The 19,988-nt window shown below is 56.4% G+C and carries 17 protein-coding genes and 5 pseudogenes; 13 read left to right on the plus strand and 9 right to left on the minus strand.

The features are described 5' to 3' along the window. Positions 1-166: 166 nt before the first annotated feature. A complete protein-coding gene (locus B4967_RS10285; protein WP_083025067.1) occupies positions 167-559 on the minus strand; it encodes a septal ring lytic transglycosylase RlpA family protein in 393 nt (130 codons plus the stop codon). Between the two features lie 318 nt (positions 560-877). On the opposite strand from B4967_RS10285, the gene B4967_RS10290 reads away from it, so the two are divergent. From B4967_RS10290 to B4967_RS10300, 3 genes are all read left to right on the plus strand, one after another. Continuing rightward, complete coding sequence (locus B4967_RS10290; protein WP_083025069.1) at positions 878-2,335, plus strand: hypothetical protein; 1,458 nt, start codon at positions 878-880, stop codon at positions 2,333-2,335. 117 nt (positions 2,336-2,452) lie between these two features. Next, complete coding sequence (locus B4967_RS10295; RefSeq protein ID WP_083025070.1) at positions 2,453-3,250, plus strand: RsiV family protein; 798 nt, start codon at positions 2,453-2,455, stop codon at positions 3,248-3,250. Positions 3,251-3,376: 126 nt separating this feature from the next. Further along, positions 3,377-3,865 carry an NUDIX domain-containing protein gene (locus B4967_RS10300; RefSeq protein ID WP_161491501.1) on the plus strand — a complete coding sequence of 163 codons (489 nt, stop codon included), beginning with the start codon at positions 3,377-3,379 and terminating at the stop codon, positions 3,863-3,865. On the opposite strand, the gene B4967_RS20880 is transcribed toward B4967_RS10300, so the two are convergent. Then, a complete protein-coding gene (locus B4967_RS20880; protein ID WP_340638737.1) occupies positions 3,848-4,027 on the minus strand; it encodes a hypothetical protein in 180 nt (59 codons plus the stop codon). The genes B4967_RS10300 and B4967_RS20880 overlap by 18 nt on opposite strands. Beyond that, a complete protein-coding gene (locus tag B4967_RS10305; protein ID WP_340638738.1) occupies positions 4,011-4,727 on the minus strand; it encodes an EamA family transporter in 717 nt (238 codons plus the stop codon). Before B4967_RS10305 ends, B4967_RS20880 begins: the two co-directional genes overlap by 17 nt. Before the next feature lie 140 nt (positions 4,728-4,867). Between B4967_RS10305 and B4967_RS10310 the strand changes: the two are divergent. Together B4967_RS10310 and B4967_RS10315 are read left to right on the plus strand one after the other, a co-directional pair. Continuing rightward, a pseudogene (locus tag B4967_RS10310) lies at positions 4,868-5,740 on the plus strand (LysR substrate-binding domain-containing protein). Positions 5,741-5,828: 88 nt separating this feature from the next. Further along, positions 5,829-6,386 carry a cytochrome b gene (locus tag B4967_RS10315; RefSeq protein WP_083025073.1) on the plus strand — a complete coding sequence of 186 codons (558 nt, stop codon included), beginning with the start codon at positions 5,829-5,831 and terminating at the stop codon, positions 6,384-6,386. A gap of 162 nt (positions 6,387-6,548) precedes the next feature. On the opposite strand, the pseudogene B4967_RS10320 reads toward B4967_RS10315, so the two are convergent. Then, positions 6,549-7,414, minus strand: a pseudogene (locus tag B4967_RS10320) (LysR family transcriptional regulator ArgP). Positions 7,415-7,570: 156 nt separating this feature from the next. Here B4967_RS10320 and B4967_RS10325 point away from each other — a divergent pair. Further along, positions 7,571-9,227, plus strand: a pseudogene (locus B4967_RS10325) (multidrug ABC transporter permease/ATP-binding protein). Between the two features lie 8 nt (positions 9,228-9,235). Here B4967_RS10325 and fhuF read toward each other — a convergent pair. The 3 genes from fhuF to B4967_RS10340 all read right to left on the minus strand — a co-directional run bounded on the left by fhuF (position 9,236) and on the right by B4967_RS10340 (position 11,538). Then, positions 9,236-10,009: a siderophore-iron reductase FhuF gene (gene fhuF / locus B4967_RS10330; protein ID WP_083025075.1), complete on the minus strand. Its 774-nt coding sequence runs from the start codon at positions 10,007-10,009 to the stop codon at positions 9,236-9,238. Between the two features lie 110 nt (positions 10,010-10,119). Next, the gene (locus B4967_RS10335; protein WP_083025077.1) at positions 10,120-10,887 is read right to left on the minus strand and encodes an ATP-binding cassette domain-containing protein; all 768 of its coding nucleotides are present in this window, start codon (positions 10,885-10,887) and stop codon (positions 10,120-10,122) included. 66 nt (positions 10,888-10,953) lie between these two features. Continuing rightward, positions 10,954-11,538, minus strand: coding sequence for a cytochrome b (locus B4967_RS10340; protein WP_083025197.1), 585 nt, complete (start codon positions 11,536-11,538; stop codon positions 10,954-10,956). Between the two features lie 169 nt (positions 11,539-11,707). Between B4967_RS10340 and fhuB the strand changes: the two genes are divergently transcribed. Further along, positions 11,708-13,678, plus strand: a complete 1,971-nt coding sequence (gene fhuB / locus B4967_RS10345; RefSeq protein WP_422821854.1) for a Fe(3+)-hydroxamate ABC transporter permease FhuB — start codon at positions 11,708-11,710, stop codon at positions 13,676-13,678. Positions 13,679-13,795: 117 nt separating this feature from the next. Further along, a pseudogene (locus B4967_RS10350) lies at positions 13,796-14,406 on the plus strand (LysE/ArgO family amino acid transporter). A gap of 97 nt (positions 14,407-14,503) precedes the next feature. On the opposite strand, the pseudogene ltaE reads toward B4967_RS10350, so the two are convergent. After that, a pseudogene (gene ltaE / locus B4967_RS10355) lies at positions 14,504-15,429 on the minus strand (low-specificity L-threonine aldolase); the annotation flags it as partial. Positions 15,430-15,586: 157 nt separating this feature from the next. Between ltaE and B4967_RS19400 the strand changes: the two are divergent. The 3 genes from B4967_RS19400 to speG all read left to right on the plus strand — a co-directional run bounded on the left by B4967_RS19400 (position 15,587) and on the right by speG (position 17,468). Beyond that, entirely contained in the window at positions 15,587-15,991 is a 405-nt protein-coding gene (locus B4967_RS19400) for an FAD-dependent oxidoreductase (RefSeq protein WP_243470501.1), read from the plus strand. A gap of 146 nt (positions 15,992-16,137) precedes the next feature. Next, entirely contained in the window at positions 16,138-16,791 is a 654-nt protein-coding gene (locus B4967_RS19405; RefSeq protein ID WP_243470502.1) for an NAD(P)/FAD-dependent oxidoreductase, read from the plus strand. A 125-nt stretch (positions 16,792-16,916) separates the two neighbouring features. Then, the gene (speG, locus tag B4967_RS10365; protein WP_083025080.1) at positions 16,917-17,468 is read left to right on the plus strand and encodes a spermidine N1-acetyltransferase; all 552 of its coding nucleotides are present in this window, start codon (positions 16,917-16,919) and stop codon (positions 17,466-17,468) included. A gap of 64 nt (positions 17,469-17,532) precedes the next feature. Here the strand turns inward: speG and B4967_RS20355 are convergent, their stop codons facing one another. After that, a complete protein-coding gene (locus tag B4967_RS20355) occupies positions 17,533-17,655 on the minus strand; it encodes a hypothetical protein (RefSeq protein ID WP_255319117.1) in 123 nt (40 codons plus the stop codon). Positions 17,656-18,239: 584 nt separating this feature from the next. Here B4967_RS20355 and B4967_RS19410 point away from each other — a divergent pair. Together B4967_RS19410 and B4967_RS10370 are read left to right on the plus strand one after the other, a co-directional pair. Next, a complete protein-coding gene (locus B4967_RS19410; protein ID WP_243470503.1) occupies positions 18,240-18,623 on the plus strand; it encodes a thiamine pyrophosphate-binding protein in 384 nt (127 codons plus the stop codon). Next, positions 18,613-19,953 carry a thiamine pyrophosphate-dependent enzyme gene (locus B4967_RS10370; RefSeq protein ID WP_243470504.1) on the plus strand — a complete coding sequence of 447 codons (1,341 nt, stop codon included), beginning with the start codon at positions 18,613-18,615 and terminating at the stop codon, positions 19,951-19,953. The genes B4967_RS19410 and B4967_RS10370 overlap by 11 nt, the downstream gene beginning before the upstream one ends. The last annotated feature ends 35 nt before the right edge of the window (positions 19,954-19,988 follow it).

Genomic DNA, 19,988 nt, shown 5'->3' on the forward strand with positions numbered 1-19,988 from the left:
TGGTAAGTCACGCTCCTAGCAGGGTAGAGACCATTAGCACGCATGCAAGTTCGCGGACTTAACACGAGCATATAAAAAAGCGGCCCTGGGTGGGGCCGCTTTACTCAGCATTTGCTGCAACGCTGATCGCTTAAGGGGTATCACACGCTTGCGGATGTGTTATCCGTTAATCTACCAGGGTGATCATCACAGGTGCCGTGCCTCGGCGAATCATCCCTAGTGCACGCGCTGCCCGCTTAGAGAGATCAATAACGCGTCCTTTAACAAAGGGGCCGCGGTCATTAATCAGTACTTCCACTTCTTGCCCGGTATCCGGGCGGGTGACCAACACCTTGGTGCCAAACGGTAGGCTTGGATGCGCCGCCGTGAGTGCCTGTTGATCGAAGGGCTCGCCGCTTGCGGTGGTTGCCCCTTGGAAGCGGTCACTGTAAAACGAAGCGACCCCTTCTTGTAACTCAGTGCTTGATCCTGTTTGGTTGGCAACTGCCTGATTTGCGGTGAAAAGCAGGAGTAATGCAACCAAACAGCTCGTTCGGATAGTGCGTTTATGGGCTCCCATAGGAGTACCTCAGTGGTTCGTAAAGCGGACTCCACATTCATCGATGAGATGCCTGATAGGCGTATGGATAGTAGCTGGCGTTGCTAGAGTCAGCAAGCTTTAAGAAGATCGACGCAATTGGCCCCATAATTACGCTTTTTATTATGTGACGTTATGCCCTTTTTGTTTCAGTAAGTTATGCTGCCTCAATGAAAATGGCTAATGATGATTTTTGTGCGATGCAATATTTTTCATTAAACGCTCACTTTAACTCGCTAGGCGCCATATAATTCATTGATGCAATCACCGCATTTGTTGCCAATGATCAAGGATGCCCCTATGGCCAAGTCTTCTACTCTTACCCTGTTGGTAGTGGCGGTGGGCGGCGTTGCCGTCGGTTACGTTGCCGCGCAAACGCTTCCAAGCCAAGCGCCTGCTGCTGAAGAGCCCAGGGTGGAAACCACCACAGCTGATATGACTACTGAGCAGGACGCCACGCCTACCGCCCTGCAGGGCTTAAACTACCTTACGCTTGGTGAGCGTACGCGTGGAGAAATCACGTCTGCAAGCGAGCTAAACGGTAAAGATGGCAGTCGATTTGAGCGCTATGGGATTCGGTTAGATGAAGAATTCTTGGTGGAAATATCCCTGAGTGGTGCGCTTCAGGGAGTTGTTGCCCTATATGATGATCAACTACAGCTTTTAGCTAACGCGGAGACGGTTCGTCACCGCATTGAAGAGGGTGGTGACTATATTGTGGTGGTGAGCGGTACGGATGCTCACAGCTATGGCCCGTTCAGCGTTAATAGCCGCACCATTGAACTTAGCGATGCGGACACTATGAGCGTAGGGACCCCCATCGATAGCTGGTTAGACAGCGCGGATCGTGAAGTGACCCTGTCCATTGAAGAAGCGGGCATGTACCAAATCGAAATGCGAGCCGATGATTTCGATGCCTACCTGGAGCTGGAAGGCCCTAATGGTTATTACCGTGAAGATGATGACAGCGCCGGTAATTTAAACGCCCGTATTTCAGATTTTCTCGCACCCGGCGAATATACCCTTACCGCGCGCACGGCCTTTGGCGAGGGTGGTGGGCTATTTACCCTCACGGCCGAGCCACGCGAGCTGCCAAGTGATGGCGAGTTGCGTAACGATGGAACAGTGACACCTAACGAGACGCTAAGCGGTTGGTACAGCGGCCAGGACATCAGCTATCAGTTAGAAATTGATGAAGCAGGTATGTATCAAATCGATATGAGCTCCAGCGATGTGGATGCCTACTTGGTGCTGGAAGGCCCCAACGGCTACTACCGCGAAGATGACGATAGCGCCGGTAATTTGGATGCGCGAATCGCTGACTTTCTAGCGCCCGGCAGCTATCAACTCACAGCCCGTACCGCGTATGGCACCGACAGCGGCTTGTTTACGCTCTCCATAGAGCCGCGTGATCTACCTAACGGCGTAGAGTTACGCAATGAAGGCGCGCTAACCCCAGATGAAACGTTCAATGGTTGGTACAGTGGTGAAGCGTTAACCTACCAGCTCACTCTAGAAGAAAGCTCTCTGGTGACGCTGAGCATGAGCTCCAGTGACTTCGATACCTACTTGGAGCTTTACGGTGAAGGAGTTTCCTACAGCGATGACGACAGCGGCGGTGGTACTAATGCCCGTTTAGAACAGGCGCTGCTACCCGGTACCTATACCGGTAGCGCGCGGGGCTTTAGTGCAAGTGGCAGCGGCATGTTTGAATTGCAGGTGAGTGCTGAACCCACCGAAATGCAGCCAGATACCTAAACGTAAAGCTCATTCTTTCACGCTTCATACCAGCGCCCTTGCGTAACCGCAGGGGCGTTGCCGTTTTACTATGATCAACTAGCCTAATAAGGGTGAGTGATCCACAAGGAGGTTATTATGCCGCGCTTTTTCAGAACGTTAGGAGTGGGTCTATCACTCGTAGGGATATTACTGTTGGGCGGCTGCTTAGCCGCTGATACATCATCCTCTAAGCCGCTCACACTGGCATCCCTGGCCGTTGAAAAGCAGTATGTTGCACCTGACTGCCAAGGTGAGCAGTGCACAACAGTGACGATCTCTGCACTAGAGTTTCCTCAATCACCGGCGTTAAGCGAAGCGCTACAAACCCGCTTGCTGACGCTGGGAATGTCGATCAGTGAAGAGGCCGCCCAGCCTGCTGAAAGCTGGGAAGGTTATGCAGAGCGTTTTTTCGCGCTCGCTGAAGAGGATAACCGTACAGCGCCAGGCAACATGACCAGTGAAGCGCTGTTGGAAGCGACGATTCACGCGCGTCACTACGACCTCTTAGTGGTCGAGCTGAATAGCTATGTCTACCACGCAGGCCAAGCCCATGGGCTACCTCTGACGGAATACATGGTCATTGACGAGCGGGAGCGGCGCGTAGTTGAAGCGGATGAGATGCTGCTAGACGGCCAGGAGGCGGCATTCGATGCACTGCTGGTACAGGCACATCAGCGCTGGATAGGTGAGATGGGCTTCGATGATCAGTTTACTGCCAACTGGCCGCTTAGCCAGAGCCACAATATTGCCCCGCTGGAAAATAGTTGGGAAGTTACCTACAACGTTTATGAGATAGCCCCTTATGCCGTTGGTCAGCCCACGCTCACCATTCCACTTGAAGCGTTAGAGGGCGTCGCCAAACCGCGCTACTTGGGACGGGGAGGTGATGAGTAGATAGGGGGCGCCGCGCGTAAGTGCCCTAAACCAGCTATGTTTAAACTAGCTATGTTTAAACCAGCTCACCGAAACGCCATCATGGGTGAGCTGGTTTTATCTATCACTAATAGGCATGGATCGCTTATGACACCTAACAATGCAGTACGTCGGCTAGTAAGCCTGCTGGCGGTTGACCCTGAAGGCCGCCTGCTGTTGAAACGTTACGACTCGCCTACTCACTCCGCCCAGTGGTTACCCTTAGGGGGCGAGTTGTTAAGCGATGAAGATTATCCCGCAGCGGCAATGCGCTTGTTACACGAAGAAGCCGAGCTAAGCTGTCCCCTTGGGCCGTTACTGAGGCAACGTGACCTCACTGAACAGTCAGACTACTCAGTAGAAGAGCGCTTTTTCCTAGTACGTTGCCCTAGCGTTCAAGACAGTGATCAAAAGGGCACTCAGGGGGAGCTTTTGCTAACGGCAGCCAGCGGCGCTGAGCCTCTTTATCAGTGGTGGCCGCTGGCCGAGATGCAGTGCACCGATTCAGAAGAGTTTTCCCCCTCTTGGCTACCTGAGCTACTGGCCAGTGTGCTATTTAGCGAAATGATGATGCCGACCTCAACGGCTCGCCTTTAAACAACCCACAGCCACCAGCAGGGCGGCTGTGGGTAGGCGCCAGTCAAAGACGCTTACCCCGGCAAGTACGAGCAGTAAGGCCGCCAGGATAGGCACACCATAGGCCAAGCTGCCCACTAAGCTTGCTTGGCCAAAGCGCAGCGCTTTATCCCAGGCCACCATAGCAATGCCATATGGGCCCAATCCCAACGCGATACCTGCTAGCAGCGGCTTCACCGCGGGGTAGAGGGGCACTGCTTTCCAATAGTAGGCTTGCCGCGCAGGTGATCGCACAGGCCACTAATAGTAAACGCGGCAGCAACGGTGTTAAAGAAACCGGTGCTGCCTGCCCAAGCCAGGAATAAAGCGCCCAGCAGAAGGCGGCGAGCAGTGCCAAACCATAGCCGGATACAGCGCCTCCAAAACTACCATTCAACGCTTGGGGCAGCAGCAGAAGCGCTGCGCCTGAAAAGGCAATTAGCGCGCCAGCCACACTAGCCCACCTCAGGCGACACCAGCGGCTCCATTGGCTCAATAGCACAAACAGCACCGGCCACGTGTAGGTAATCAACGCCGCTTCGGCGGCGGGGGCAAGGCGCATACCGATGAAGTAGCTGCTAACGGCCCCAACGATCAGTAGCGGGATACCCAGCCACACGCTTAGCCGCCAGCCTAGCGAACAGGTTCGCGTAGCAGCACGACGACTCAACGGCAGAGTGGCAAGTGCACCTGCTAGCAAGGTACGTGCTGTTAGCTGAAGTGGGGCGGTGTCGGGGGCAAGCTCCGCCAGTAGCGGCGCAATGCTCCACAACGTCACCGCCACCAAGGCGGAGCAGACGCTGAATTTCGGGGATATGACTACTGGGGAGTGAATGGGATGCATGACGCGCCTCCTGGAGCCTTCAGTGATCCAAACTTTGAAGAGGACCAAGTCTTGTAATGATCCTATGGCGCGCAGCATACTCATCACCCACTCATCAAGATAACGATTTTTATGATCAATATCATCAACAGTGGTGATGTATGCGCGCACCCACGTTTGACTTAACGCTGTTGCGAACGCTAGTGGCGATTGCGGATACCGGAAGCGTGACCGCAGCGGCGAAACGGCTGGCCTATACGCAGTCCACGGTGAGTATGCAGCTACAGCGGTTAGAAGCGCAGTTAGCGGTCAGCCTGCACGAGCGAGATGGGCGGCGGCTGCGCTTTACCGCTGAAGGTGAGCGCTTACTGGCTCATTCGCGAAGGCTGCTGGCGCTAAACGACGAGGCCTGGAGCGATATGCAGGCCCGCCAGATTACCGGAGATCTCACCCTCGGCATCCCTGAGGATTACGCCTCGCTGCTACCGTCGGTGTTTGCCTACTTTCACCAGCTCTATCCGGCGGTGGGATTAACCGTTAAGTGCGGCACCAGTGCTCATTTGGTCGAGCAAGTGAAAGCCTCGTAACTGGATCTTGCACTGGTAACGCGCCAGCGCAACTCCCCAGGGGGCGATGTAATTCGTCGTGAGCCGCTGGTCTGGGCGGTAGGAGTTCACCAGCAGCCATCATTGAGCGACCCTATTCCGCTAGCGCTATATTCCCCAGGGGCGGATGTGTTTCGTGAGGTGGGGGAGCAGGCCTTCCAGGCCGCCGGGCGGGATTGGCGAGTGGCTTACACTAGCCAGTCTATGGCGGGGCTTGCGCCGATTGTGACTGCAGGGGTGGCAGTGGGGGTTGGGGCGCGGAGTATGCTCACACCTACGCTGCGACCGGTAGATGAGAGTAGCGGGCTGCCTGCTTTGCCGATGATTGAGCTGGCGTTGCACCGTGCGCCGCACCGGCCTTCAGAGCCAGCTCGACGGCTGGGTGAATTGATTCGCGAACAGCTAGCGGCTCCCAGCGAAGCATTATAAGGTATGTCATTACCTAACAATCATTTTTCTATCGTGACGCCGCTGAACTAAGCTAACGGTGACGACGCTACTGGGCAGGGAGTTTTGAATGCACGAGTTAGATCACTATATCTACCCACATCGGGTGCTGCACTGGCTGGTAGCACTGGCGGTGCTGCTATCGCTAGCGAGTGGCCTAACCCTTGGGTTTTTGGGCTATGAACGTACTGTAGCGCTCGTCGGGAATACTCTGCCCACCCTACTTTATACTAGCCATAAGACCCTGGGCGTCACGATTTTGCTGCTGATGACGCTGAGCATTATTACCCGAATTGCCTTTGTAGTACCGGATCACGATCCGCCCCTGAATGCCTTTGAGCGCATTGTGAGCACCAGCGTGCACCATTTGCTCTATGTGGGACTGGTCGTTATGCCCCTCCTCGGCTGGGCAGCCACCGCCACAGGCGGTTTTCCGGTGGAGTTTTTTCACTCGCATTTGCCAGGGCTACTAGGTAAGAATGAGGCGCTCTCGGAAACTCTGTTTATGTGGCACGAGCGTGTAGGTTGGGCACTGGTGGTGCTGATTACGCTGCATGTGGCTGGCGCGCTGTTTCATTGGCGAATTAAGCGCCATAACGTGATGAAGCGCATGAGCCTGTTTGATTAAATCGCTGCCTACGCATCTTCTAAGTCACGCTGAACCATAGCCATTAAAAGCAGGTGGTTTGGCGTGCTTTTTCCGTACACATAAGCTGCCGTTGGAGAGTAATGGGGCTGCTCTGGTTCCTTGAGTGTAGACCTCTTTTTAGAGCCTTGAGTAAACATGATGTTAAAGCGTGAGATGGCTCAGCCTTTCCGTGAGCCGCTGAAACAGCTGCCCGCTGTGACGCCAAAAGTGCAAGTAGAGCGGTACGGTTAATCCGTGCCCCGGCGCGATACTCACAAGTTGGCTGCTTGCAACTGTTCGGCAGCTTGGCGCTGCGGAATCATGCCGTATCCAATGCCCGCCATGGCCAAACGCACGAAGCCCTCTGAAGAAGGGCACAAATGGTAGGGAAAGTGCCCCTGGTAGCCGCACTGGGCCAAAAACTTGTGCTGTAGCTGGTCGTGGGGGCCAAAGACGATAGCGGGGGCTTTTTGAAAGGCCTCTGCGCTCGGGCCTGCCGGAAAAAAGTGTGCGGCATAGCTGGGCGATGCCAGCGGTTGATAAGACATATCCCCCACGTGTAGGCAGCGGGCACCGGCAATAGGGTTGGGTGTGGCGCATAGGCAGGCGGCAACATCGCCATCCCGCAGGCGCTTCAACCCCACGTCCTGGTCTTCAATGACCAAATCCAGCAGCACCTCTTCCGTTTGGCAGATATCCGCCACGGCGTCGGCCCACCAGGTCACCACGCTATCGGCATTCAGGGCAATGCGTAGCCTTGGCGCGGCTTTTTCTAGAGAGGGAAGAGCATCGTGTAAATCGCGCTCCAAGAGCTGCACCTGCTGGTAATGAGCCAATAATCGCTGGCCGGCAGGCGTGGGCGCGAGAGTGGGGTGGCGCACCAGCACCGGCTGGCCCAAGCGAATTTCCAGCGCTTTTACCCGTTGAGAGATGGCTGATTGCGAAAGGCCCATCACGTCGCCTGCTCGCTCGAAGCCGCCGCACTCCACCACGGTGGCCAGTGCATGCAGTAATTTGTAATCCACCATGGCGTTCTCTCTGTTGTTGGCTAGGGCAGTTAACCAACCCCGCAACGGTGAGTAAAGGCATGCACATCACGTTGCGTAAATGAAAATCAGTCTCTTTGTTTGACTTGCCGGGGAAGTGCGTCACAATTCGCCGCTTATGTGTAAAGGGGATGCAGCATGGAATTATTGCGGGTGGTTTTTCGTCACTACCGCTGGCCGTTTCTAGGCGCACTAGCGCTGAGCCTGGTGAGTGCCGGGCTAGGGGTCGGTGTGATTGCGTTCATCAACCAGCGGCTGATCGAAGCGGGCAGCGCCCTCTCCGCATTGCCCCAGTTTTTAGGGCTATTGGCGCTGCTGCTGGCAGTCACGCTGGGTACGCAGCTAGCGCTTACCTTGCTGGGCCACTACTTCGTCTTCGACCTGCGCTCCCGGCTGGTGAAGCGGATTCTGGATACCGATATCGAACGGTTAGAGCAGCTTGGCAACGCCACGCTGCTGGCAAGTCTTTCAAGCGATGTGCGTAATATCACCATCGGTTTTGTGCGCTTACCTGAGCTGGTGCAGGGCGTAGTGCTGACGCTGGCCTCAGTGGCGTACCTTGCGTGGCTCTCGCCGCAGATGGTGGTGATTACCGTGCTGTGGATGGCCTTCACTATGGGCGTTGGCTGGGTGCTGGTGTCGAAGGTGTATCGCCACTTTCATCAGGTGCGCGAAAGCGAGGATCGGCTGTATAAGGATTATCAATCGGCGATTGAGGGCCGCAAAGAGTTGGCGCTTAACCGTGACCGCGCGCGGCGCTTTTTTGATGAATACTACACGGATACCGCAAAAGCGTATCGACACCATATTATTCGCGCAGACACCTACCATCTCAGCGCCAATAACTGGTCCAATATCATGATGCTGGGCGCTATTGGCGTGGTGTTCTTCATGGCCAACGTGCTGGGCTGGGCAAGCCCTGCGGTGGCAGCCACCTTTGCTTTAACCCTGCTGTTTTTACGCACGCCCTTGATTCAAGCCGTAGGCGCATGGCCCACGTTAATCAGCGCCCAGGTGGCGTTCGATAAACTGGCCAGCCTGGAGCTAGCGGAGTACCAGCCGGGCTTCGATGTGGAGGATCGTTTCCACGACTGGCAGCGCTTAACGCTCACCAACGTGGTGTATCGCTACGCGCCGTCCTCCGGGGGAGAAGGTTTTCAGGTGGGGCCGTTGAACCTCACCCTAATCCGTGGCGAGCAGGTGTTTCTGATTGGCGGTAACGGCAGCGGTAAATCGACGCTGGCGCGTCTGCTTTCAGGGTTGTACCGCCCGCAAAGTGGCGAAATTAGTGTGGATTGGCAAAGAGCTTAGCCCGCCAGAGTGGGCTGCGTTTCGGGCGCGTTTTGCTAGCGTCTTTACCGATTTCCACCAGTTCGACCAAGCCATGGGGCCGGGTGGCAAAGCGGCTGACCCGGTACTGGTCGCGACATGGCTCGAGCGGTTGCAGATGCAGCAAAAGCTTGAATGGCAAGATGACCGCGTGGTGAATACGCAGCTCTCGCAAGGGCAGCGCAAGCGTTTGGCACTGCTGCTGGCGATTGCCGAAGAGCGGGATATTTTGCTGCTGGATGAGTGGGCGGCGGACCAGGACCCGCAGTTCAGGCGGCTGTTTTACCGCGAACTGTTACCTCACTTGAAGGCGATGGGCAAAACCGTGTTTGCCATTAGCCACGACGACAGCTACTTCGTCCATGCGGACCGCTTATTGGAGATGTCCAAGGGGCAGTTGAGTGAGCTGACGGGAGAGCAGCGGGCACAGGCCAGTGAGGACGCGGTGGCGCAGATCAGCTCGTAATGAGCTGCTTACCCTTTGCGCCGCGCCTGGCGGTCGCACCCTTCCAGCGGGCAATTACCGCATACGTCAAACTCATCGAGCAGGTAGCGCAGGCAGCAGAGCTTGCGCACCCGCTTGACCTCTTCACTGCCGCTGGGCTGATAAGTGCGCACTGGCTCGAATAGCGGATTGCGCTGCCCGTTGAGGGTGCGCGATTCCAGCAGCGCGCGCGTGGCGGCCAGCGCCTCTTGGTTGACCAGCGGATGCGCTGCCAGGGCATTGACGTAATAGTCCACGTAGCCGCCTGCATTGCTCCAAAACACCCGTGGCGCGGCTCCAGAAATGGCCGAGAGGCGCTCGATGAGCGGTGCCCAGTGTTGCTCGATGAGCGTGGTAAAGCGCTCGGTGGTGTCCTGCGTTGTAAAGCGCTCGCCTTCATGGGGCAGCCAAAGCCCTTGAGCGCAGCCTTCTTCATTTTGGATCACATAGAGATCGTCCAGCCCGACGGGTAGGTCGCGGTTCAGCAGCAGATGAGCGGTCAGCGTGGGAACCGTGACGGTGCTGAAGTGCCACTTCGACCAGAGCGAGGCAATGGCTCGCTTATCTCCGCCGGGGTAGCGGCTGGCGTAGCACGCCATATCCTCTTCAAGCAACGCAGCGTTGCGCCAACGGGATGCCTTGATCGCCCCATGCGGCACCGCACCACCGATCAATGGCGGCGTAAAGTGCTCAAGCGGCCCCTGATAGCAATCAGCGAGAGACAGTGGCAGGGCGGTGTCGGGCTGGCGCAAGGCGAGAGGCATAACCGAACTCCAAGACGTGATAAACGCACGTGGGTAGAGCACCAGCATAAGCGATAATGCTTATCAGTTGAAGAGTTAATTGAGAACGACTCGTCTTCCAGCCGTGGCGATTATTGCGCCACAGCTATGCGGTGCCCGCCGTTTGGATGCTGCATGACCTGCATGGGTAGCCCGTAAATGGCTTCCAACGTGTCGTTTTGCATCAGAGCATCGGGCTTGCCGTGGGCCAGCAGGCGGCCGCTGTGAAGCGCCATGAGTTCATCGCAGTAGCGCGACGCCATATTAATATCGTGAAGCACGATGATCACGCCCAGATTCAGCTCGTCGCAGAGCTTACGAATCAGCGCCAATACTTCCATTTGGTGGGCGATATCCAGCGCTGCGAGCGGCTCATCCAGCAGTAAAAAACGGCTGCCTTGGGCGATCAGCATAGCGAGCCACACCCGTTGGCGTTCACCGCCTGAAAGCGTATCTACCAAGCGGTCGGCGAAGGCTTCCGTGTGGGTGAGGGTAATTGCCCGCTCAATCGCGTTTTTATCTGTTTGATTATGGCGACCTAGTAGACCGTGCCAGGGGTAACGCCCAAACGCCACCAGCTCGCGTCCGGTGAGATTTTCGGCGCTGGGTAGATGCTGGGGCAGGTAGGCAACTTGGCGTGCAAACTCGCGGTTGCCCCACTCTTGTAAAGGGCGTTGATCGAAGTGAATATCGCCTTCGCTGACGGGCTGCTGCTGGGCCAGCAACTTAATCAACGTCGATTTGCCAGAACCGTTATGACCAATCAGGCCATACACCTTGCCTTCTTCAAAGGTGTGGTGGATAGGTTGAAGAAGGGGCTTGCCGTTGATGGCGAAGGTGGCACCCTGAACGTTAAACATGCGTCACTCCTAGCCGAGCGGACATCGCGCTAATGAAAAGCGTATTGTATCGTTAATAGTTATCATTTAGAAATCTTTCCGTGACCGGGAGCCTGCTTTTGTCATCAACGGCAGGCGTTTGTGTGCGATGGCCATCACGATATGCCCGACGACCAGCAGAAGCAGTAACCAAGAAAGAGGGCTGTGCAGCAGGTCGGCAGGGAGCATGAGCACTGGTATCTCGTTTTCTGCACCAGGAATCACCTCAATACCATAAACCTTGAGTGGCCAGCCGCCGGCGTAGTTTCTGATTAATCCAAGACTGGAAATCAGCATCAACAGCACATAAAACAAGCCATGCACGGCGCTAGCCAGCCGGCCACGTAACGTGCGCAACTGCCGAGGCCGCTGACCACGCCGGTTAAGCCACCAGACTAATCGCACTAAGGTGATGACCAATAGCAGTAGGCCAATCGCTCCGTGTGGCGCTAACCGTGACAGCATTAACGTCACGCTCGTTTCGCCAAACACACGCCACATGACCACGACAAAGAACTGAGTAAGCACTAATAGCGCAGTGAGCCAGTGCAGTAGACAACTGACGACACCGTAATGATGGGGAGTGTCGCGCCATGCAGTGGGCAACAGTGTAGAGGAGAGAGCAGCTTTCATAACAGACTTAGTGGTAATGGGCGGAGCCAAGATTGTAGTGTGAATACTTATCATTTAGAATCTCGCCCTTTGATTTATTTTCTGTTTCCTCGATTGCCAAGGTCACGCCAATGACAATGCCTGCCCGTGCCTCCGCTGTCCTCGTTGACGGGATATTGTCATGCATCTGATGGGCCGCCGTTCTCCCGCTCATATCTGCTTACTGCTGAGTTTGCCGTTGATGGTGCTGCTGGGGCTGAGCCTTCAGCAGCAGGGCGGTATCGCGCAGAGTGTTCAGGCACTACTGTTTCCCGCGCTCGATAACGTCGATGAGCTGCTGCTGCACTTCGCTTGGTGGCCGCGTTTTACCATTGCGCTATTAGCCGGTGGTGGTCTAGCACTGGCTGGCGTGCTAATGCAGCAGGTGCTTCGCAACCCGCTGGCATCGCCCACCACCTTGGGTGTTGCCTCGGGCGCTAACTTGGCACTGATGGCGGCCACACTGTTGGCCCCTGGCGTTCTTGCGATTGGCGGTGAGTGGATTGCGCTGCTGGGTGGTGCTGCCGCCGTGGGGTTGGTATTTGCGCTCTCTTGGCGGCGCGGATTAGCGCCCATTGCGGTGGTGCTGGCGGGGTTGGTGGTCAATCTTTATTTGGGCGCGCTCTCTACAGCCCTGCTGCTGTTCAACCATGAAACCCTGGCGGGGCTGCTGATTTGGGGTGCTGGCTCCCTGGCACAAAATGGTTGGGATGGCGTAGCGTCGCTGGCTCCCAGGCTGGCCATTTGCGGCTTGGCGGCGTGGCTGCTGCTGCGTCCTTTGGCCGTTTTAGAGTTAGACGACGCCAGCGCCAAAAGCCTGGGGATTTCGCTGAAGCATTTGCGCTTTGCCGGGTTAGGACTGGCGGTCTTTATCACCGGTAGCGTGGTGAGTGTGGTGGGTATTATCGGCTTCATTGGTTTAGCGGCTCCCAATATCGTGCGTATGGCGGGGGCACGCACGCTGCGTGCGCGCTTGCTCTGGTCGACGTTATTAGGCGCCGTGCTGCTGGCCACCACGGACCTCTTACTGCAGCGCTTTTCCGGCATGGTGGCGACGCTGATTCCCACCGGGGCCGTGACGGGCGCCTTAGGCGCACCGCTGCTGATGTGGTTAATTCCGCGCCTTAAACTGCAGGGCGACCGTCCTCCCCAGTCCTCCGGCGTGGTGATCACGCGCCACGCCGCGCCCCATCGGTTAGCGATAGGGCTACTGCTAGCGCTGGTGGCAGCCATGGTGGTGGGGCATTTGGTGGGGCAAGGGGCCAACGGCTGGAGCATCATCGCCCCGACGAACTGGGGCGTGATCGAGTGGCGCTTTCCGCGCGTGATGGCGGCGGCGGCCAGCGGTTTGATGCTGGCCATAGCGGGCACTATTCTGCAGCGCCTTTCGGCTAACCCCATGGCGAGCCCTGAAGTGCTGGGTATCAGCGGTGGCTGTGCCATTGCGCTGATTTTAGGGATCTACCTGCTCCCCGCCCCCAGCAATGCCTTGTTGGTGGCGATAGGAACGCTGGGGGCGTTGGCGACGCTGCTTGTGCTGGTAGCGCTCAACCGTAAGAGTGGCTTTGTGCCTGAGCGTTTACTGCTCAGCGGCGTAGCGATTAGCGCGCTGTTCGATGCGGTGCGCAGCGTGCTGCTGGCGGGCGGTGACCCGCGCGGCCAGCAGGTTATTGCGTGGCTGGCAGGCTCTACTTATTACGTGGATGTAGGCAGCGCGCTGCTCGTGGGGGGAATCGCAGCGGTACTGGCGCTGATATCGCTGCCATTCACTCGCTGGCTAGATATCATGCCGCTGGGTGCCGCCACAGCGCGTTCGCTGGGCATTGGTCTGAACCGTGCGCGCCTAGCGCTACTGCTGCTGGTCGCTGTGCTCACCGCCTGCGCCACGCTAGTGGTGGGGCCGCTCTCCTTCATTGGCTTGTTGGCCCCGCATATGGCTCGGCTAATGGGCTTCTCCCGAGCCCGCCCGCACTTAGTAGGCGCTGCCTTGATTGGTATGCTGTTGATGGTGCTGGCCGACTGGGTAGGCCGTCAAATCATGTTCCCTTATGAGATTCCCGCAGGCTTAGTGGCCTCGCTGATCGGTGGGGCCTACTTTATGTGGGGGCTGCGGCGGTTATAAGCGCTCAGTGTCGATGTGCATAAGCCTTGCTAATGCACTATTAGCAGGATGATTTTTGGTTATGCGAGCCTTCCCTTACCCTGTCGCCATCTTCACTCCAGCATAAGGCAAACGGCAATGTGGGAAAGCTACTTAACGGGTTTGGTAGTTTGCGGCGGCATTATCATGGCGATTGGGGCGCAGAACGCCTATGTGCTGGGGCTGGCCGTTCGCCGCGAGTACCACTGTGGTCGGCGGGGCTGTGTATTAGCGCGGATATCATTCTGCTCACGGCGGGTATGTTTGGTGCCAGCGCGTTTTTGCTCACCATGCCCAATGCCATGGAAGCCATGCGCTGGGTGGGCGTGCTGTTTTTGAGCTGGCTGGCCGCACAAGCACTATGGCGCGCTGCCAGCGGCCGCGAAGGCTTGAAAGCCAACAGCGCCAAAGCGCGCAGCTTGCGCGGCGTGTTACTGGCGACGCTGGCGGTGACGGTGCTCAACCCGCAAGTCTACCTCGATACGCTGCTGTTAATTCCCGCCATTGGCGCCCAGCAGGAGAGCGCCGGTGTGTTCGTTGCCGGAGCGTCAACGGCTTCGATTCTCTGGTTTAGCTTGCTGGCCTGGGGCGGCGCGGCGCTGTCACCCTGGCTTTCTCGCCCCGGCGCTTGGCGCACCATCGATGGACTGATTGGCCTGATGATGGCCGCCATCGCGGTGCATCTCGCGCTCGGCTCGGCGCTTTTGTAAGGGACGAATCGCCCGGTTAAGCCTGATCGAAGTAGCGCTTGATGATATTTAATACCTGCTCAATATCGCTTTCGCTGATATCGCGATGCACTACCATGCGCGTCGCGTAGAGCAGCTCTATCAGCACGCCGTGCTCTTTAAGCCAAGCGGCCAGCGGCGCGATATGCGCGTTGTCGATCTGCACAAACACCATATTGGTGTCCTGTGGGGTCACCTCAATGGCGGGAAAGGCGGCCAAGCCTTCCGCCAAGCGGGCCGCACGGCGGTGATCGTTTGCCCAATCCCCTACGTGATGATCCAGCGCGTGCTGGCAGGCGGCGGCAATAATACCTGCCTGGCGCATTCCGCCTCCCACTACTTTACGCCAGCGCCGGGCGCGGTCGATCAATGCTTGAGAGCCCACCAGTGCCGAGCCCATCGGCGTGCCTAACCCTTTTGAAAAGCACAGTGAAACGCTATCAAATGGCTGACAGAGCTGTTTTAGTGAGGTGTCCGTTGCGACAGCGGCATTGAAGAGCCGGGCGCCGTCCAAGTGAGTGGCCAGCCCGTGTGTGCGAGCAAGCGCGGTGGCCTGCTGAACGTATTCGGCCGTCAGTACCTTGCCGCCAATGGTGTTTTCCAGCGCCAAGAGCCGGGTTCGAGCAAAGTGAAAATCGTCGGCTTTTACGGCGGCGGCGATTTTTTCGAGTGGCAGGCTGCCGTCTGGGGCGTTTTCCACGGCTGCGGCTGAATGCTGCCCAGCACGGCGGCTCCGCCCCCTTCATAGCGATAGGTGTGGGCGCTCTGGCCCGCGATGTATTCATCGCCTCGTTCGCAGTGGGCCATTAATCCCACCAGGTTGCTCTGGGTGCCGCTGGGAAATAGCAGCGCCGCTTCCTTACCTGCTCGCTCGGCCAACATGGCTTGAAAGGCATTCACCGTCGGGTCGTCGCCCAACACGACGTCGCCCAGCGGTGCCGACATCATGGCGTCTCGCATGGCGGCGGTAGGGTGTGTCACCGTATCGCTACGTAAATCAATCATATGATTCTCTCCCGGCGGCCCTCCCGAACAGGGCACTATGGATATAAACAGCTATGGTTATCGCAGACATGTCTATCGCAGACATGGCTATCGCAAACATGGATCATCGTTTGTATAACCAACTCCTACCGCATGGCAACCTAGCATAGGCAATTAGATGGATCTTAAAAGTGGTTACCCGTTTTGGACGGTGAAAAATGGTCTGTTAACGGCTTTCCCGCAGCTTACCCACGATCACCAAACGGAAACGGTGATTATCGGTGGCGGTATTACGGGAGCGTTAATTGCCGACGAGCTAAGTCGCCACGGTCATCAAGTCGTGGTACTCGAACGCAGGGACGGAGGGTGGGGCAGTTCTGCGGCCAGTACGGCGCTGCTGCAGTACGGGATTGATACCCACATGGTGCACTTGGCCGAGCAGTACGGGGAGGCCAATGCGGTGATGGCTTATAGCAGCTGTGCCGAAGCGATTCATTCACTGGAGCGACTCGCCGCGGAACTTGGCAAAGTGGCTTTAGCCGTCAAGAGAGCCTCTATTTCGCCAGTCATGACGGCGATGTAGCGGCCCTGAAAGCGGAGCTTGCGATGCGCAAGCGCTTTGGCTTTGACGTTGCCTGGCTGGACCAGCGTGCGATTGAATCTGACTACGGTTTTTCAGCCCCAGGGGCGATTCTTTCCTAGCTGGCCGCCAGCATCGACCCTTACCGTATGGCGTATCATCTGCTGGAGAATGTGGTGCGACGAGGCGGAGGTGTGTTTGATCGCACACAGGTCGCGCGGCTTGAGCCGAACGCCGAGGGCGTCGAGGTGATCTTGCGCAACGGCGCGACGCTGCGCTGCCAACAGGTGATTATCGCTTCGGGTTACGAGAGCCAGTCGTGGTTGCCTGAACAGGTAGCCGAAAATCGCAGCAGCTACGCGTTTGTCACTGACCCGTTGCCACTTGATGTGCTGGGCAAGCTAAGCCATACCCTGGTGTGGGAGTCGGCGCGGCCATATCTCTACTTACGCTCTACCCAGGATGGGCGGCTGCTCATCGGTGGCGAAGATGATGAGGAAGATATTCCGGAGCGCCGGGATGCGAGTGTGATGGAAAAAGCCCAGACGCTGGCCGCAAAGGTGGAAACGCTCTGGCCGGGTTTAAAGATCAAACCGAAGTTTTGTTGGGGCGGCACCTTTGCGGAAACGGACGATGGTTTACCCTATTTCGGGCCTCATGAGGCGCTAGGGCCACGGGTACATTTTGCCATGGCCTATGGTGGCAACGGCATTACCTACAGCATGATAGGCGCACAACTGCTGCGCGCGCTCATTGAAGGCCGTCAGCACCCGTTAAGCGCGCTATTCTCATTTCAGCGGTAGTGTCTGGCCAATCACCTATCGGTAAGTAAACCGCTACACTACGAATATGGATGAATGTGTGTTTTGTCAGCAGGTGCGTCTTGCCTGCTGGTGAGCATTATGTAATTGATAAGTGAGTGTCTTCCATGAGCCCCACCCTGTTTTTACGTGCCCTAGAGCGTAACGACCTGCGCTTTGTGCATGAGCTCAACAATAATCAGAGCATTATGTCGTACTGGTTTGAAGAGCCTTATGAGTCGTTTGATGAGCTTGAGGAGCTGTATAACAAGCATATTCACGACAATGCGGAGCGGCGCTTTGTTGCCGAAGACAGCACGGGCCGAGCCATTGGCTTGGTGGAGCTCATTGAGATTGACTACATCCACCGCAGCGCCGAGTTTCAAATTATCATTACCCCAGAGCATCAGGGGAAGGGGTTTGCCCGTTCACTGATTCGTCAGGCGTTGCACTACTCGTTTACGATTTTAAACCTTCACAAGGTTTATTTAATTGTGGCGGTGGAGAACGTCAAAGCCATTCATCTTTACGAAGAGAGTGGATTTATTGAAGAGGGGCACTTGGTGCAGGAGTTCTTTATCAACGGGAAATACCGTGATGTAAAGCGCATGTATATCTTGCAAGACACCTATTTGACGCAGTTAGGTGAGCAGCCGGAGGAAGAGGGCGGTTGGGGCTAACAAGGCGTCATTACTGCGCCCCGGCGGATGGCTGTTTCAAACCTGCCGGGGCACTCGATGCTACTTACTGCTGACGCATATAAGCCGCTAGGGCATCAAAGGCAGCGCGCTGCTGCTGCGCACGCTTTGCCCACACTTCCATGACATCGACTTCCATTGCCGGGTGTTGATTAGAGGCATTTTGCATGGCGAACACTCCTGGTGCAGAGGTTGAAGAATCATTTTTGTTATACACAGTTTGCGTTGTGCAGTGCGGCAAGTTAGCTGTGATATGAAATATTAAGCGCTTTCTTTGACCGTGACTAGTTCAAAAGAAGTAAGTAATTTGCCATGGTGCGTAAGATTTGGCTTACAAAAATGGTCTTGAAGAGTGCCATGCTCTCTAGCTTGTTGAATGAAAAAGATTTTCATAATACAAAAAAGCCGACATCGATAGTCGGCTTGGGGTGTTATCTTTTCGTCTATATAGAATAAAAAATGCGAAAAAAGACGCTTTCTAGCGGTAGAAATGAGCTAGCGCGTCATTGGCTGCGCGTTGCCACTGCGCCTGACATTGCCAAAACGCGAGCACTTCATCATTACGTGCTGGGATTGCCTTCATGATTGTCATCACATGGTCCTCCTGTGGGACAACACTCAACAGTGTAGCTCCTTTCTTGCTGCGCCGCAGCATAATGCTTGGGATATGAAGACTACCCAGCAAAATATCCCATCTGCAGCTAGGCTTGACAGGCTGATCTGTTCATTTTTCCCCTGCGAAAGGAGTCGCACATGAGCACTAATGTCGCTGAAATCATCGTCGAAACGCTGCAAAGCGCTGGCGCAAAGCGTTGTTACGGCGTGGTGGGTGATACTTTGAATCACTTTACGGACGCTTTACGGCAAAGCGATATCCAGTGGATTGGCGTCCGTCATGAAGAAGTGGGTGGTTTTGCAGCCGGTGGCGAGGCGTATATGACCCAGGAGCTAGCGTTATGCGCAGGTTCCTGCGGCCCCGGTAGCCTGCATTTTGTGAACGGGTTGTTTGATGCCCACCGTAATGGCTCTCCCGTGGTGCTAATCGCCTCGCAAATTGGGCTCAGTGATACCGGTAGCCAATTTCCCCAGGAAGTCGATCAAAGCGCCCATTTTCAAACAGTACAGCGTGTTTTGTGAAACCGTTGTCTCTGCCGAGCAGGCGCGCCGTATGGCCGCTTTAGCCGCCCAGGCGGCGCTTGCCAAGCGCGGCGTTGCGGTGCTGATCGTACCGGGCGATGTGATGACGCAAACGCCGGATAATCAGTTGGGCTATCGCACGCATCGGTTTAGCTACTCGCTACGGCCAACGGCACAAGCGCTGGTGCCCGCCGTCGAGCAGCTCAATAAAGGCGGCAACATCACTATTTTTGCCGGCGCTGGCTGCGAGGATGCGCGGGAGCAGGTGATCGCCCTAGCGGAAAAACTTCAGGCGCCGATTGCCTGGACCTCTCGGGCGAAGGATTTCATAGAGCACGACAACCCTTATCACGTTGGCATGACGGGCGTGTATGGCCTGGAAGGCGGCTATCACGCGGTGGCCGAGTGCGACACCTTGCTGCTACTCGGCTGTACTTTTGCGTTTAGCCAGTTCTACCCAGAGCGTGCGACGATTATTCAGGTAGACCAAGACCCTACGCATATCGGCAAGCGTTACCCGGTAGACGTGGGCATCGTCGGCAGCACGCGGGATACCTGCGAGGCGCTCAGTCAAGTTGTTAAGGAGAATACGCGCAGCCACTGGCTAGAGAAGTGTCGAAAGCGCTACGCCAAATCGTTGGAAAAATCGGCCCATCAAAGCCGCGATAGCCAAGTGATTCACCCACAAGAGCTGACGTTGGCCATTGACCGCCACGCGGCGGAGAATGCCTTTTTTACGGCTGATACCGGCAGCGTCAACGTATGGATGCTGCGCCATATTCGCGGCTCCCAGCAGCGGCGCTCCCTGGCGAGTTTGCAGCACGGCACCATGGCCAATGCGTATCCCCAGGCGTTGGGGATTCAGTTGGCGTATCCCCACCGCCAAGTGATTGCCATGTGCGGAGATGGCGGTTTGACCATGCTGATGGGTGATTTATTGACCTTAGTGCAGCAGCAAATCCCGCTAAAAATCGTGGTGTATAACAACAGCTCTCTAAGCTTCGTGGAATTAGAGCAAAAAGTAGAAGGTTTGCTCGATGCTTACACGGAGCTTAAAAACCCCAACTTTGGCGAAGTCGCCAACGCCATGGGGTTATGGGGTCGCCGGGTCGAGCAGGAAGCCGAACTGGATGTCGCGATTAGCCAGTGGCTTGCCCAGCCGGGGCCTGCCTTATTAGATGTGGTGGTGAACCCCATGGAGCTGGTGATGCCTCCCAAGGTAGAGGCCGGGCAGGTCGCTTCAACAGCGCTCTACTCCGCTAAAGCCGTATTGAGCGGGCGCATGGACGAGGGGGGTCACTTAGTCAAAAGTAACTTCTTAAAACGCTAGCGGCTTTTCGCATGCTATGTTGGCAGTGGCTCATG

It is taken from the genome of Vreelandella lionensis (assembly GCF_002087295.1).
Lineage (GTDB): Bacteria > Pseudomonadota > Gammaproteobacteria > Pseudomonadales > Halomonadaceae > Vreelandella > Vreelandella lionensis.